The organism is Flavobacterium sp. UBA7663, from assembly GCF_002483315.1.
In the GTDB taxonomy this organism is placed as follows: domain Bacteria; phylum Bacteroidota; class Bacteroidia; order Flavobacteriales; family Flavobacteriaceae; genus Flavobacterium.
The window spans coordinates 145,461-160,274 of the sequence record NZ_DLHR01000012.1; the positions used below are offsets into that span (position 1 = coordinate 145,461).

The 14,814-nt window shown below is 31.1% G+C and carries 15 protein-coding genes; 5 read left to right on the forward strand and 10 right to left on the reverse strand.

The window, feature by feature from the left end; all coding sequences use genetic code 11:
* The first annotated feature begins 9 nt into the window (after positions 1–9).
* Positions 10–711 (forward strand): sulfite exporter TauE/SafE family protein, encoded by a 702-nt coding sequence (locus tag B2741_RS03325; RefSeq protein ID WP_291135432.1) that lies wholly within the window; start codon positions 10–12, stop codon positions 709–711.
* A 116-nt stretch (positions 712–827) separates the two neighbouring features.
* On the opposite strand, the gene B2741_RS03330 is transcribed toward B2741_RS03325, so the two are convergent.
* The 3 genes from B2741_RS03330 to B2741_RS03340 form a co-directional block, all read right to left on the reverse strand.
* Entirely contained in the window at positions 828–1,979 is a 1,152-nt protein-coding gene (locus tag B2741_RS03330) for an endonuclease (RefSeq protein ID WP_291135434.1), read from the reverse strand.
* Between the two features lie 3 nt (positions 1,980–1,982).
* Entirely contained in the window at positions 1,983–3,200 is a 1,218-nt protein-coding gene (locus tag B2741_RS03335) for an RsmB/NOP family class I SAM-dependent RNA methyltransferase (protein ID WP_291135436.1), read from the reverse strand.
* 73 nt (positions 3,201–3,273) lie between these two features.
* Positions 3,274–4,425 (reverse strand): hypothetical protein, encoded by a 1,152-nt coding sequence (locus tag B2741_RS03340; protein WP_291135438.1) that lies wholly within the window; start codon positions 4,423–4,425, stop codon positions 3,274–3,276.
* A gap of 156 nt (positions 4,426–4,581) precedes the next feature.
* On the opposite strand from B2741_RS03340, the gene B2741_RS03345 reads away from it, so the two are divergent.
* Positions 4,582–5,604, forward strand: a complete 1,023-nt coding sequence (locus B2741_RS03345; protein ID WP_291135440.1) for a WD40/YVTN/BNR-like repeat-containing protein — start codon at positions 4,582–4,584, stop codon at positions 5,602–5,604.
* Between the two features lie 43 nt (positions 5,605–5,647).
* Here B2741_RS03345 and B2741_RS03350 read toward each other — a convergent pair whose 3' ends face one another.
* Genes B2741_RS03350 through B2741_RS03360 form a run of 3 tightly spaced genes read right to left on the reverse strand, consistent with a single transcriptional unit; the run spans position 5,648 to position 7,105 of the window.
* Positions 5,648–6,097, reverse strand: coding sequence for a sensor of ECF-type sigma factor (locus tag B2741_RS03350; protein ID WP_291135442.1), 450 nt, complete (start codon positions 6,095–6,097; stop codon positions 5,648–5,650).
* Positions 6,098–6,109: 12 nt separating this feature from the next.
* Positions 6,110–6,532: a hypothetical protein gene (locus B2741_RS03355; RefSeq protein WP_291135444.1), complete on the reverse strand. Its 423-nt coding sequence runs from the start codon at positions 6,530–6,532 to the stop codon at positions 6,110–6,112.
* Between the two features lie 30 nt (positions 6,533–6,562).
* Complete coding sequence (locus B2741_RS03360; protein ID WP_291135446.1) at positions 6,563–7,105, reverse strand: RNA polymerase sigma factor; 543 nt, start codon at positions 7,103–7,105, stop codon at positions 6,563–6,565.
* Between the two features lie 115 nt (positions 7,106–7,220).
* Here B2741_RS03360 and pdxH point away from each other — a divergent pair, with 115 nt between their 5' ends.
* Together pdxH and B2741_RS03370 are read left to right on the forward strand one after the other, a co-directional pair.
* The gene (gene pdxH, locus B2741_RS03365; RefSeq protein WP_291135449.1) at positions 7,221–7,865 is read left to right on the forward strand and encodes a pyridoxamine 5'-phosphate oxidase; all 645 of its coding nucleotides are present in this window, start codon (positions 7,221–7,223) and stop codon (positions 7,863–7,865) included.
* Positions 7,866–8,100: 235 nt separating this feature from the next.
* Entirely contained in the window at positions 8,101–8,592 is a 492-nt protein-coding gene (locus B2741_RS03370) for a CAP domain-containing protein (protein WP_291135451.1), read from the forward strand.
* A 91-nt stretch (positions 8,593–8,683) separates the two neighbouring features.
* Here B2741_RS03370 and B2741_RS03375 read toward each other — a convergent pair whose 3' ends face one another.
* The 4 genes from B2741_RS03375 to B2741_RS03390 all read right to left on the reverse strand — a co-directional run bounded on the left by B2741_RS03375 (position 8,684) and on the right by B2741_RS03390 (position 14,552).
* Positions 8,684–10,591 (reverse strand): ATP-binding protein, encoded by a 1,908-nt coding sequence (locus tag B2741_RS03375; protein ID WP_291135453.1) that lies wholly within the window; start codon positions 10,589–10,591, stop codon positions 8,684–8,686.
* A gap of 129 nt (positions 10,592–10,720) precedes the next feature.
* Entirely contained in the window at positions 10,721–12,628 is a 1,908-nt protein-coding gene (locus tag B2741_RS03380; protein WP_291135455.1) for an OmpA family protein, read from the reverse strand.
* A gap of 11 nt (positions 12,629–12,639) precedes the next feature.
* Complete coding sequence (locus B2741_RS03385; RefSeq protein WP_291135457.1) at positions 12,640–13,545, reverse strand: PorP/SprF family type IX secretion system membrane protein; 906 nt, start codon at positions 13,543–13,545, stop codon at positions 12,640–12,642.
* A gap of 29 nt (positions 13,546–13,574) precedes the next feature.
* On the reverse strand, positions 13,575–14,552 hold the full coding sequence (locus B2741_RS03390; RefSeq protein ID WP_291135459.1) for a gliding motility-associated C-terminal domain-containing protein: 978 nt from the start codon (positions 14,550–14,552) through the stop codon (positions 13,575–13,577).
* A 58-nt stretch (positions 14,553–14,610) separates the two neighbouring features.
* Here B2741_RS03390 and B2741_RS03395 point away from each other — a divergent pair, with 58 nt between their 5' ends.
* Entirely contained in the window at positions 14,611–14,808 is a 198-nt protein-coding gene (locus tag B2741_RS03395) for a hypothetical protein (RefSeq protein WP_291135461.1), read from the forward strand.
* Positions 14,809–14,814 lie beyond the last annotated feature (6 nt).

Consider the following 14,814-nt stretch of genomic DNA (forward strand, 5'->3'; position numbering starts at 1 on the left):
TTGTAATTGATGTTATATTCGGCTTTCATATTTGGTTTAATTAGTAGTTTTCACTGCATTGGAATGTGCGGTCCAATTGCTATGATGTTGCCTGTTGATAGAAATAATGAAGCCAAAAAAATAATACAAATTATCACATATCACATTGGGAAATTAACCGCTTATGGAATTTTAGGTTTGGTTTTCGGATTTTTAGGAAGAAGTTTCTATTTAGCAGGAATGCAACAACAGTTATCAATAATCGTTGGGATTTTGATGATTTTGGTAGCGGTAATTCCTGAGAAAGTATTTGCTAAATATAATTTTTCAAAACCTGTTTATAGAGTTATTACAAAAGTAAAATCGAGTTTAGGACAACAGTTTAAAAACAAAAGTTATAAATCGCTATTCATCATTGGATTATTAAACGGTTTTTTACCTTGTGGAATGGTATATGTAGCACTGTTTGGAGCAATTGCTATGCAAAATGTAACTTTAGGAATAGGATATATGTTACTTTTTGGATTAGGAACAATTCCGATGATGGTAGCAGTTGTTTATGCTTCTGGATTGATTTCGTTTTCATTTAGAGGAACCATTCAAAAAGCAATACCGTTAGTAGCGGTTATTATTGGAATGTTATTTATAATAAGAGGTTTAGGGTTAGATATTCCATATTTATCGCCAAGTAATATGAGTTTATTTGTACAACCCGAAGCCAATTGTCATTAAATATTTTAGTTAATAGGGGAAAAGAGTGTTGAGGTTTTTACTTTAGTACTCTTTTCATTTTATAAAAAAAGTCCCATCAGATGATGAGACTTTTGAATTTTATATGATTTGTATTCTTAGTTAACAATAACTTTCTTAGTTGCAATTGCATTTTCAGAAGTCATTTGAACTAAGTAAAACCCACTTGATAAATTATTTAGTTTATAAGAATTATCAACTCGTGTAGGGTTTTTAATTTCTTGAATGATTTGTCCGTTGATGTTGTATAAAACTATCGATTTTAATTCTGTTTCAGATGATATCGTAACTTCGTTATTAACTGCTGGATTAGGATAAATTGAAATATTGTTTTCAAATGCAAACGATGGATTCGATAAGAAACTACTCCAAATTATACCAACATACTCTGGATGGTCAATGTAAGGATTTCTGTTACTTTGGTGATTGTAATAAATATCATTATTAATAGCAATTTCTTTTGCACTTACTGGATCATCTGTATGCCATTTAACAAGAATATCTAAAAATGGATTTGTAAATGCTCTTCCTGTAGAACCATCAAACATATTTTTTGCTTGACATGTAGTAGCATTTGCAGAAGCATAAAAACTTGTCAAATCTGTTTCATAACGTGTAGCAAAGTAGAAAAAAGCTCTTGCAATATCACCTTTAAATTCATCAATAGGTTCAAAAACAACTCCCGAATAGCCTAATGCATATCCAGTATTAATTCCATTTCCTCTTCTTGATCCATTTTGTGAGGTGTAAGTAGCAGTACCAACTTTTCCAAATGGTAAATTATTTCGATCACCATTTACTTTTCCATCTGATGGAACTACAAAAAAGGGATCATTTTTCATTGGATCTACAGCAAATCCATCAAAATATGATTGTGGAATTAAATGTTCTCTATTATAACAATCTCCTTCTCCACTATATGAACCACATTGTTGCGAAGTATTTGCATAAATGTAAGGATCTACCCCAGCAGGATTTTCAGAATACATATCTAATAAACTACCATCATTTTCATAGTAATTATCTCTGAATGCAGTATGAGTGTAAAGAGTCCAAAGGGCTCCGTAACCTTGATCTACATGTAAATGTTCTGATGGAATTGCATCATTTACATTATCAATTATTTTTCTTAGATTAGTTTTTAAAGTTAATCCAGTTCCTGTTGCAGTATTGTAATATCCAGTAGGAATTTGTGCCCATCCTATAACTGAACACAATAAAAATGCTAATAGGGTAAAGTTCTTTTTCATAAACTATTTGTTTTTTCTTTCTAATAATGCCATGTAAAATCCGTCGAAGCCACTTTCATGTGCTAATACTTTTTGGTCTTTTACAAAGTTAAATTCTTTTCCAATTTCGGTGCTTAAGAAATGCTTAATTTGTTCTTGATTTTCAGATGGTAACACCGAACAAGTAGCATAGACTAACTTTCCTCCTGGTTTTACAATTTTTGAGTAATTTTCTAATACTTCCGCCTGAATTTTTTTGATGTTCTCAATAAATTCGGGTTGTAATTTCCATTTGCTATCAGGGTTTCTTTTTAAAACACCTAATCCACTACAAGGAGCATCAATTAAAACTCTATCCGCTTTTTCGTGTAGTTTTTTTATAGTTTTAGTGCTTTCAATTACTCTTGGTTCAATGTTGAAAGCGCCGTTACGTTTCGCTCTAATTTTTAATTGCTTTAATTTACTTTCGTATAAATCCATAGCAATTAATTGTCCTTTGTTTTCCATTAAAGAAGCCAAATGCAAGGTTTTTCCACCAGCACCAGCACAAGTATCAACAACTCGCATTCCTGGTTTTACATCCAAGAAATAAGCAACTAATTGAGAAGAAGCATCTTGCACTTCAAACAATCCGTCTTTAAAAGCGTCTGTTAAAAATACGTTGGCTCTTTCTGTTAAAATTAAAGCATCTGGATAATCTTTGTGAAACTCGGTTTCAATATTCAAATCCATTAAGATTGCTCTTAATTTTTCTTTGGTCGTTTTTAAACGATTCACTCTTAAGATTACTTTTGCTTGCTCGTTTTGAGCTGCTAATTCTTTAGTCCAAATTTCTTCTCCTAATTCCTTAACACCTAATTCATCCATCCAATCTGGTATCGATTCTTTGAATTTTCTGGTTTTAGTTAATTCGTCAAATTTTCCTTTAATTCTTCTTACAGGAGTTTCTTCAAAATATTTCCAATCGGGTAGGGTATATCCTCTTAATACTGCCCAAACGGCAAATATTCTCCAAACATTATCTCTATCAAAAGGTTCTTTAACCTCTGCTATTTCTACGTATAAACGTTTCCATCTTACAATTTCATAAATTGTTTCGGCAACGAATTTTCTATCATGACTTCCCCAACGCTTGTCTTTTTTTAAAGCTCTAGCAACAACTTTATCGGCATATTCACCTTCATTAAAAATCGCCATAAGCGAATCTATCGTAGTGAATACTAAATTTCTGTGTAATCTCATTATTTATTTTAAATCAGCCTGCAAAGATACGAATAAAAATAAAAAAAGCTGCCAAATTTGACAGCTTTAATATTTATCCTCTTCCTTCGGAACCTCTTGAGTTTGAATTGCCTCGTGGAGCGCTACTTCTAGATTGGGAGCTACCTCTTGATGTGTTTCCTCTAACTTCAGAATTACCTCTGTTTCCCGAACTTGAAATAGTACCTCTTTCTCTTGGAGTATTGCTTCTATTTTCTGAATATTCTCTACCACCATTTGATCTTGTACCTTGATTTCTGTTTCTATTTTCGGTAGTAACTCTTGGTGAATTCCCTCTGTTTTCAGTTACAACTCGTGTATCAGAATTTCCTCTTGTTCCGTTACTTCTTGGAGTACTTGTTTCGGTTCTAGTTCTTGGCGTAGTTCCGTTAAATTCTCTTGTTTCACGATTTCCTCTTGGTGAGTTTGAAGTTATTTCACTTCTATTTCGTGGCGTATTGATATTTCTTCTTGAATCTAACTCATGTCGGTTTGAATATCCTGAATTTCTATGTGCGAATGAACGATTTGGATGCATTCTTTCGTAACCATTTCCTCTTCTTCCATAGTAGTTGTTATAAACTGAAGCGCATCTTCTGTGTGAAACATAATGATAACTGTGACCAAAATTGATATGAACATGAATGTGATTTCTGTATCTAAAAATTGGGAACGGATTCCAGTAGCTATAGTAACTAGGATAATAACCCCAATACCATGAAGAATAATACGGACGATAGTTTCCTACCCAGAATGTATTATAAATTATAGGAGTGTGTACATAAACCGGTTCGTAAATATAATTCGTACCATACATGTAAACGTCACCAACAACCTGAACTTGAACACGGTTATTGCTATCGCGTTCTACTTCAATGGTAGCTACATCTTGAAAAACATCTTTTTCTAAAACCGCTTGCACTACAACTAAATGTACATTGCCTTCAACTGTTTCAATAACTCTTAAATAATCGACATAGTTATCATTATTCAAATCTAAGTTTGAAATTTGTGTTTTTGGATCATTCAATCTTCTTTCAAAATCTTCCAAGTCTTTTGCATCACCAAAAACAGTTGCAACCGCTCTTAAATCTAAGTTGTCGCTGATATCCGAATTTTTTGCTGTAACCGTAGTTTTTTCTTGTGCAAAAAGTGAACCTATCGTCAATGAAGCCAGTAAGCTCAGGTGTATCAATTTAGTTTTCATAATATTTTTGTTTAAGGGTTCTTATTTTTATATTTCATGATTCAATTACTGTGCCAAAGTTTTTTATAAGGATTTAATGCATTGATAATTAGTTATTTATAAAATATATTTTTGCATTGAAACATTTCCATTATATTTGAAAATAAAACCCATCAAATGAAGAAAATTTATTTATTTCTAATTTTTACGAGTATTTCAGCAATAGCTCAAAGCGGAAAATTTAAATCGGAAGTTATTTTCGAAACTAAATTGAGTTGTAGAGCCATTTATGTTGACAATGAAAGAGTGTGGATGGGAATGGATAAAGGGCGTTACGGATTTTACAATAAGAAAAAAGACACTACTATTTTAAAAGAAATTCAATCGGTTGCCCGAACTACCGAATTTAGAAGCATTGCAGGAACCAAAGAAGCCATTTTTATTTTAGCGGTTGGTAATCCAGCTACGTTGATTCGTATTGATAAGAAAACATTGGAAGAAACTGTTGTGTACAAAGAAGAACACGAAAAAGTGTTTTACGACAGTATGCAATTTGTGGATGAACTAAACGGATTTGCCATGGGTGACCCAATTGAAAATTGTTTAGCATTTATAAAAACTAATGATGGAGGCAAAACGTGGCAAAAAGTAAATTGTGATGTTTTACCAAAAGTTTCAGAAGGTGAAGCCGCTTTTGCAACAAGCAACACCAATTTAACTATAAAAGGAAAATCAATTTTTATGGTTTCGGGTGGAAAGAAATCGCGTGTTTTTGTTTCTAAGGATTTTGGTGCAACTTGGAAAGTATATGAAACGCCGATTGTTCAAGGTGAGGAGATGACCGGAATTTTTACTGCCGACTTTTACAATGAAAGAATCGGAATTATTGCAGGTGGAAATTACATGAAGCAAGACCAAAATTGGGCAAACAAAGCCATTACTAAAAATGGCGGCAAAACTTGGAAATTAATCGCCGAAAATGAAGCTTTTGGATACGCTTCGTGTGTGCAATTTGTACAGAATAGCAAAGGAAAGGAGCTAATTTCTGTTGGTGGAACAGGAATGTTTTATTCGGCTGATTTTGGTAAAAGTTGGATAAAATTCTCAGATGATAAAGATTTTTTTACCTTCAGATTTGAATCTGATAAAGTGTTTTATGCAACTGGAAGAAATAAATTGGTTCGATTTCAAATGGAATAAAAAAAAGCGCTCAACTACTGTTGAACGCTTTTAAGATTTATAACTAACCTCTTCTTTTTTCTCGCATTTGTTTTAATAATTCTCTATTAAAATCTTCTTCGGCTTTTTTAAGTTTGATGATTTTCTTAGCACTAATTACACCTTGCAAATCTTTGATGAATTTCTTCTTTAAATTGAATAAATCTTCTTCAATTTTTTCCATTTGAGCTAATGAATTAGAAGCATCTTTTTCACTTAATTTTTCAACATTTCCTGGTTTGAATCGGTCTAAAATACTTCTCATTTTTTCATGACGTAGCTCTGCCTGATTTTCATCGAATGCATTATAAATAGGCCAAAATTTTTGAGCTTCATCAGTAGTCAATTCTAATTGCTCAGTAATGTAAGCAACTTTTAGTGCTTTTACTTTTTCTCTTTTTTCTTTAAAACCTTGTGAAAAAGACAAGGAAGTAACTAAAAGAAATATAATAGGAAATATGATTTTCGTTTTCATAATGGGTAAATTTTATTCGTTAATATAATAATCTAAGTTTTCCGATTCGGAAAGATAATCTTCAACAGCATCAGGATTTGATTCGTTTAAAGATAAATTTTTCTCTAACGCTATAATGTCGTCATCGGTTAAGTGTTTTGATAATTCTGTTATCCCAACATTTTGCTGTTGTGCTAAATAATTTTCAATAGTAGAAGCATCTAAATTACTTTCACTTGCCATATTGAAATAAACAGGAATTGCAATCGCAAGTAAAAATACGGCAGCAATAGCGCTTATCCAAACTTGTTTTCTATAAAATAAGGAAACTACTTTCGTTTCTTTTTCTACAGGAATTTGTGCCATCATTTTAGCTTCGAATTGCTCAAAGTAATTGTCTGGAACTTTAAATCCCGATTTTATTTCGTTTTTATTTTCTAAGTCAAAAGGTTTCATATCTATTGGACAAAAATAATGTTAAAAGGTTTAATTTGTATGTAAAAATTCTTCAATTTTCTTTGCTGCTATATGGTAACTTGCTTTTAAAGCACCAACCGAAGTGTTTAAAATTTCCGACATTTCTTCGTATTTAATTTCTTCAAAATACCTCATTTTAAATACTATTTGTTGTTTATCAGGTAATTTTGCAATTGCTTTTTGTAATTTTAGTTGGATTTCATCTCCATCAAAAAAAACATCACTTTCTAATTTATTAATGGCTTTTTGTTGGGCTTCTTCGTTTGATATGCCTTGCTTTTTTGCTCTTTGTTGCATAAAAGTTATGGCTTCATTTGTAGCAATTCGGTACATCCAAGAATATAATTTACTATCGCCTTTAAAATTTTTAAGATTACCAAATACTTTTATAAACGTGTTTTGCAGCACATCATCGGCATCATCATGATTTAAAACCATGTTTCTAATATGATAATACAATGGTTTTTGATACAATTGCAAGAGCTTTCGAAACGCTTCATTTTGCGTTTTCGGGTTTAATAATTCGGAGATGAAAGCTTTTTCGTCTTGCAAAATGCGATATTTGTTTATAAGACTAAAGATATTCAAAAAGGTTTAATTTTAATTTTTGTTTTAGTAAAAAAACAATAATCACTTTGTAACTTTGCTTTGTCGAAATAAAGCAACAATGAAAGATTTAAGCAATTATAGAAAATCATACGAAAAGAGCGAATTACTGGAAACTCAAATTCCGGAAGATCCAATTAACTTATTTCATAAATGGTTTTATGAAGCGGAAGATTTAAACGCAGCAGAGGAAGTAAACGCCATGACCGTTACAACAATTGGTTTAGATGGTTTTCCGAAAGCGCGTGTGGTGTTGCTTAAAAAATTCAATGAAGAAGGTTTTATTTTTTATACCAATTACAATTCGGAAAAAGGAAAAGCTATTTTGAATAATCCGAATGTGTGTTTGTCTTTCTTTTGGCCAACTGTGGAACGCCAGATTATTATAAAAGGAATTGCAGAAAAAACAGCTGAGAACATTTCGGATAATTATTTTGCTTCAAGACCTGATGGAAGTAAGCTAGGTGCAATTGTTTCGCCACAAAGTGAAGTAATTCCCAATCGTGAGTTTTTAGAAGACAACTTAAAACAATTAGAAAAAGAGTGGGAGGGAAAAGAAATTTTGCGTCCGGCACATTGGGGTGGCTTTTTAGTGCGACCTGTAGAAGTGGAGTTTTGGCAAGGAAGACCTAATCGTTTGCACGACAGAATTCGCTATAAAGTAACCGATAATTATGATTGGAAAATAGAACGATTATCGCCTTGATAATCAATATTTTACTTTTTTTATACAAAATCCTGAGTTTTTTAACTTGGGATTTTTTTATTCCTGTAAGTAAAGTTTTAAGTAATTGATATTCAAATGTTTAAAACGTTAAATTTTGATGCATTTCATCGATTTTTTTTGCAAGTTACCGATGATTTTGTACATTTGTCCTGTTAATCAATCACTTAATCGATTTTTAGTATTTATTAACACAACAACTTAAAACTCTCTACTTATGAAAAAATTAATGATTACTCTTTTTGCCCTAACAATTAGTTTATCATCTTTAACATCATGTTCATCTGACAGTGAAAGTGTAAGCGAACCAATTGAAACTGCTAAAAACTACACACACAATGCTGGTGAGTTAGAATTGTTAGATAAAGTTAATGAATACAGAGTTTCTATAGGATTAAATCCATTGCAAATTATAGAACATATTTCTTACAAATCTTCAGAACACAATGATTACATGTTAGCTACACAAACGGTTACGCATGAAGGTTTTGATCAGAGAAAATCAAATTTACAATCTGTTTTAGGAGCGTATAGAGTAGGTGAAAACGTTGCTTTTGCTTATGCTACAGCACAATCAACAGTTAATGCTTGGGTTAATAGTCCAAGTCATAAAGCAAATTTAGAAGGTGATTACACCCATTTTGGAGCTTCGATAAAAGTAGATGAACAAGGTAGAAAATACTACACGAATATGTTCATCAAAAAATAAAATTTCATGTTTGTTTATATAAAAAGCAGCTATTTTGAAAAGAATAGCTGCTTTTTTGTTTTAGTTATAAACTACTGATTTGAGTAATGATTTATTTTTCATAAAGTTCTTTTATATCAGTAAACCAACTCTTAATTTCTTCATAATTCCCCATTTCTATAATATTTTCTTTAGTTAATATTTTTGTAATTCTGGAGTTAGTAATATCTTTTATAATATTTTCTTTTTGTTTAAAGTCTTCAATATGATTAAACTTTTTTGTTTTTGCAGTAACTATTGAAATTATATCTTCATTATTCCAATCTTTAATACTTGAACAATCAATTTCAAATTCATTTTCATATAATGAAGATGGAATATAATTTTCTAATTCTCTTTTAAGAGTCAATTTTCCTTTCGAATGATCATTTCTATTGTTAACTTTTTCTATTGAAGTTTTGTATTTTTGGTCAGCATCTTTGTCATATAAATGATATTCAATAACATTTGAACCTTCAAGATAATTTCGGTCAATCCAATTTATCAAAGTAGAACCTTTCATTGGAATTATCTTTATATTTTCTTTTTTTAAGTCTATAATATCTTTAAATTCTTGAATATTTTGATTAACGTTTGTTAAAAAATTTATATCATTTTCTCCTTCTACACAAATTACTAGTTTACCTAGATATGACGAAATTCCTAATGTATTTGAAATAGCTAGAAGTTTATTCTCATCTTCAATTACTTTGTTTACACCATCAATTTTATCAATTAATATTAGATTTTCTTTTTTTGTTTGTTTAGCAATTTCTGGTGAATGAGTTGTTAGAATTACTTGATGACTATCTTTTTGAGCTATTTCATTTAAAGCATTAATTAATAAAATTTGATGATTAGGATGTTGAGAAGTTTCAGGTTCTTCAATTGCATAAATTACTGTTTTATTTGAGTTATTTTTTCTTTCAGCTTCTGCTCTAAAATAATTTAATAAAATTAATCGCCTAACACCACTACCTCTTTTATTCATTGGAATATTATCGTCTCCAATAAAAGAAAAAGAAAAAAGTGAATCCCAAGCTTTATTTGTAACATCAGGTTTTAAAACTTTTGCAAGTTCGGGATTCATTTCCTCAAGTTTTTTAATAGTTTCATTACCTATTAATTCGGCACTTTTTTTAATAAGTTCTTTGACTTCTTCAAGTTTGTCAATTACGTTATCTATTGCAGTTTTCGTTATAACTTTTAATGGGTCTTGAACTTCTTTATCTGTATCTTTATTTGCTCTATCAGATTGAAATAAAAAATATAATGGTAAATCATTACTAATACTATTCCAAATGTTTTTTCCGTCTTCTTTATCAATAGGTAGTTCAATAGTTTTTAATTCTTTATCTTCAATTACTTGATAAATTGCATTTCGTATTTCAGCTCTTTTTCTTTTGTCTATTTTTATAGGAATTTTTTTGTCCATATCTGAGCTGTAAGGACCGATTTCCAATCCTTCAAATTCATTATTGTTCAATTTATCAAAAAGAGCTAAAGCAATATCTGAATTATTTTTATCTTCTAATATTTTTTTAAGCTCTTCAATTTTTAATGTTGGTAATGGATTTGAATAAAATTCGTTTGGATAATCACAAACTATAAAAGTTTTTAAACTTGTTGCAGTTAGTTTGTCTTTGCTACAATCCCAGATCTTTTTAATTTCTAATAACCCTTCGGAGTTTAATAAAAATTCATCTTTAAGATTAGTTTTTACATCTGTATCAATTAGGTATTCTTTATCTGTATCAATAATAAATGAACAGCTAATTGACATTTCAGAGCCATTAAAAACATTTTTATCGTCTATGTCTATTTTAATTCTTTCTTGACCAAAAAAAATATCAAGTGCTTCTAAAATTGTTGATTTTCCAATATCATTTTTTCCAATTATAACATTTAAGTTTTGGTCAAACTCGATTTCGATTGATTCGTAGCTTCTAAAGTTTGTAAGCTTGGTTTTTTTTAGATACATTTTTGGTTATTTTTTGCATTATACAATACTTGTATATACCCTCAAATATATAAAACTTTTATTACATAAAAAAGCAGCTATTACAAGAACAGCTGCTTTTATTAAAAATGATATAGATATGTGTGTAGGTTACATTTTTAGTACGATAAATTCGCTTCGTCTATTTTTTTGATGTTCTGCTTCGCTACACGGAACGTCGTCTGAACAATTGTTTACCAATTGTGTTTCTCCATATCCTTTTGCTGTTAATCTGTTTCGGTTGATACCATTTTTAACCAAAAACTCTAAAGTAGATTTTGCTCTTCTGTCGGATAATTGTTCGTTGTATTTGTGTGTTTGTCTACTATCGGTATGTGAACGAATATCAATTGTCATATTTGGATATTGGTTCATAACCGCTAAGATTTTTTCTAAATCTTCTGCAGCATCTGGGCGAATATTCCATTTATCTAAATCGAAATAAATAATGCTCACACCAAGTACTTTCCCTAAATCGGTTCCTACTTCAATAGGGAAGATATTTCGTTTTAATTCAATGTCTAATTTAGATTCACCAGTTTTATTTACAGGACCAAACGATTTTTCAGTGGTTTCATATTCTTGTTTTGATGCTCTTATGTAATATTTTTTATCACATTCAATTTTAAAGGAATAGGCACCTTTTTCTGAAGCAGTAGTTTCACTTATTTGATTCATTTTATCATCAAACAGCATCACTTTAGCATTTGGTAGGATTTCTTTTGTATCAATATCAGTAATTAAACCAGTTAAAGTATGCGTACAAACGGTGAACGTATAGATGTCATCATAACCGCTTCCGCCATCTCTGTTTGATGAGAAAAATCCTAAACCATCTTTGTTGGTAACATAGCCAAAATCATCCATTGGACTATTTAATGGTTTTCCAACATTAATAGGTTTTTCAAAAGAATTGTTAGCTGATTTTGCTTCAAAAATATCTAAACCACCAAGTCCTGGATGTCCATCTGATGCGAAAAACAAATTGTTATCAGCATCAACAAAAGGAAACGTTTCTCTTCCTTCTGTATTGATGGTTGGACCTAAATTTTCAGGCGAACCAAAATTTCCATTAGAATCGATTGAAACTTTATACAAATCAGAAAGTCCAAAACTTCCAGGCATATCCGAAGCAAAATACATGGTTTTCTCGTCTGGACTCAACGTTGGATGTGCTGTTTTGTAATTGTCGTTTGAAAAAGGAACTTCTTTAATATTTGTCCATTCGCCATTGACTAATTCCGCTTTGTAAATTTTTTCCATGATAACTTTGTCATCACTTTTACGTTTTTTACCGTCGTTGTAATTGTTTCGGGTAAAATACATGGTTTTTCCATCTTTAGTAAAAACAGGTGAGGACTCATTGAATTTGGTATTCACGGTTTTAGAAAAGTTTTCAACGCTTCCTAATTTTCCATTATTATCAATTGAAGCAACGAATAAATCAGTAAAATTCTGTTTTGTCCAATCGTGAATTTTTGAATACTGATTGCCTTCGCTTCTTGAAGAAGTAAATACAATTTGCTTTCCAAAAAATGTTGGGCCATAGTCATAGAACTCTGAATTCACATCGGTTTTATCCATGGTATATTTTCCGGAAACGGCATTAATATCAGTTAGATAGTCTTTATTTTGAACGAATAATTTCCCTCTAGAATCATCTGTTTTTTGAGCAAATAATTCCATGTACTGATTTGATTTTTCGTAGTTTCCTTCTGCTTTTAAGGCTTGCGCATATCTAAAATAATATTCAGAATCTACTTCTTGATTTAGTGCAAAAAGTTCGCCATACCATTTAGAAGCTTTGTCTAATTCACCATTGAAGTAGTAAGCATTTCCTAATTTTTCGAATAATTCCGCTGATTTGTATCCTTTTTCGGCCACTTTCTCATAAACTTCGATTGCGTCTATATAGGAATATTTGTCGTATTTTTTGTCCGCTTTGTTTAGCTTAGACCCTTGTGCAAAAGCACCAATTGTGATACTTAAGACGAATACTAGTGTATATAATGTTTTCATAATCGGAAAATTTAAAAGAATCTAGGTGCTGAAACTCTACTTCTGTTGAAAAACTCATAACGTAGGAATATCTCATGAGAACCTGAATTGTAATTAGCAAGTTTCGTAGTTTCTAAATCATAACCATAACCAATGAACCAAGAATCTGAAATTTGAAATCCAGCTAAAGCACTCACGGAAGCATCCCATCTGTAAGCAGCACCTAAAGTTAGCTTATCAAAGAATAAGAAATTTGCAGTCACGTCTGCTTGCAGAGGAGCTCCTTCAACAATTTTACTTAAAATAGCAGGTTTAAAATCGATGCTTGGACTAAGTGTAAATACATGACCTGCAATAAAATAAAAGTGCATTTTTTCTTTTGTAATTTCAACATTGTTATCATTGTATCGATACGATTCGAAAAAATTTGGTATCGATAATCCAAAATAGGTTTTATCTGAAAACAGGTATAATCCAGCTCCAACATTTGGTGAAAATTCAGTATCTACATTTTGAAATTGTGGGTCGGCTGGATCAAAAATTCTTAATTTATTCACGTCTAATTGAAATAAATTAGCAGTCCCTTTTAAACCTAATGACAATTTATAATTTTCAGATATTTGAATAAAGTAAGCTAAATCGGCTGAAATTTCATTTTCAGATACTGGACCAATTTCATCGTTAACAAAATTTAATCCTACACCAAAGTTTGAATCTCCAATTGGCATATTTATAGAAAAATTGTTAGTTACTGGTGCACCGTCTAATCCAACCCACTGATTTCTGTGAAGTAAAAAAGCCGTTATAGTTTCCCTAGAACCCGCATAAGCAGGGTTAACTAGAGGTGTATTGTACATATATTGAGTATATTGAGAATCCTGTTGAGAATACATACTTTGTAAAATGAATGCACAAATTATAGTTAGAATCGTTTTCATCTTGTTTGTATTTAAGTTACTTTAGTCAATTAACGGTTTAGGTATAAATAGCCTGATTGGTCATGATTTTTATTTTCTTCATCTGTATATTTCAGAATATAAAAATAGGTTCCATCTGGTAAAAGTTCATTTTTGTTAATGGTGTTTTTACCTTCAGATATTCCTTTGAAAGATTTAAGGTTATTATCATAGCCTGTTTCGTCATAAACTAAAATTCCCCATCTGTTATAAATTTCTACTGTATTATCTGGATAACATTCAAGTCCGTCGATGAAAAAGAAATCATTCGAGCTATCATCATTTGGTGAGACTGCATTGTAAACTGTAATATCACAAGCGGCTAACACCACACAATCGTCATTTACGTTTAGGTAAATTTCATAAATCATTGGACAAGCATTATCTTCCAATTCCACTATATATTGTATGGTGTAATAACCTAAAGCTACATTTGAAGGATTAAAAATACTACCTGTTAATCCACCAGAATTGGTAACTTCCACCCATGTTCCATTTGTAGGAATTGAATCGTCTAATATAGTAAATAAATCTATTGGATTTTCTTCAATACAAATTGCGAAAGGAATTGCATCAAACGGTTCTTCAACACTTACGTTAATTGTTTGAGTAAAGCTAGCTTCGTTTCCACAATTATCTGAAACAACCCATTCACGTACAATTACATAGGTGTAAATTGAAATGACAGTTGACGTTTCGTTAAATATAACTTCTTGAATTCCTGAACAATTATCAGTAAAACCTAATTCAGGAACTGCTGGAATTTCAGAACAAGAAACACTTATTTCAGAATCAATTGGAGTTGTTAAAATTGGAGGAGTGTTATCAAAAACAGTTATAGTTTGGGTATAACTTGAACTGTTATTACAACTATCAGTTATGGTCCAAGTTCTGCTGATGATGTATTCTCCTTCACATTGCGATTCTTCTCTGTCAATTGTATCTAAAACAGTTATAGTTACTTCACCACAATTATCAGAACCCGACATATTTGCTGGATTTGGAATTGCGTCACAAGAAACAGAAATGTTTTGAGGTAATTCACTAGTGAAAGTAGGAGCAGTATTGTCAATGATAGTAAATGTTGCAGAAGTTGTAGAAGTGTTTCCACAATCATCAGTAGCCGTAAATGTTACTGTAGCTGAACCCGTTGCTCCACACGTATCAGAAACAGATGCGAAGTTATTTGCTCCAAGTTACATTCGAACAAACATCAGAAGCCACAGCGCCACCGTTGGAAGCTAACCAAGC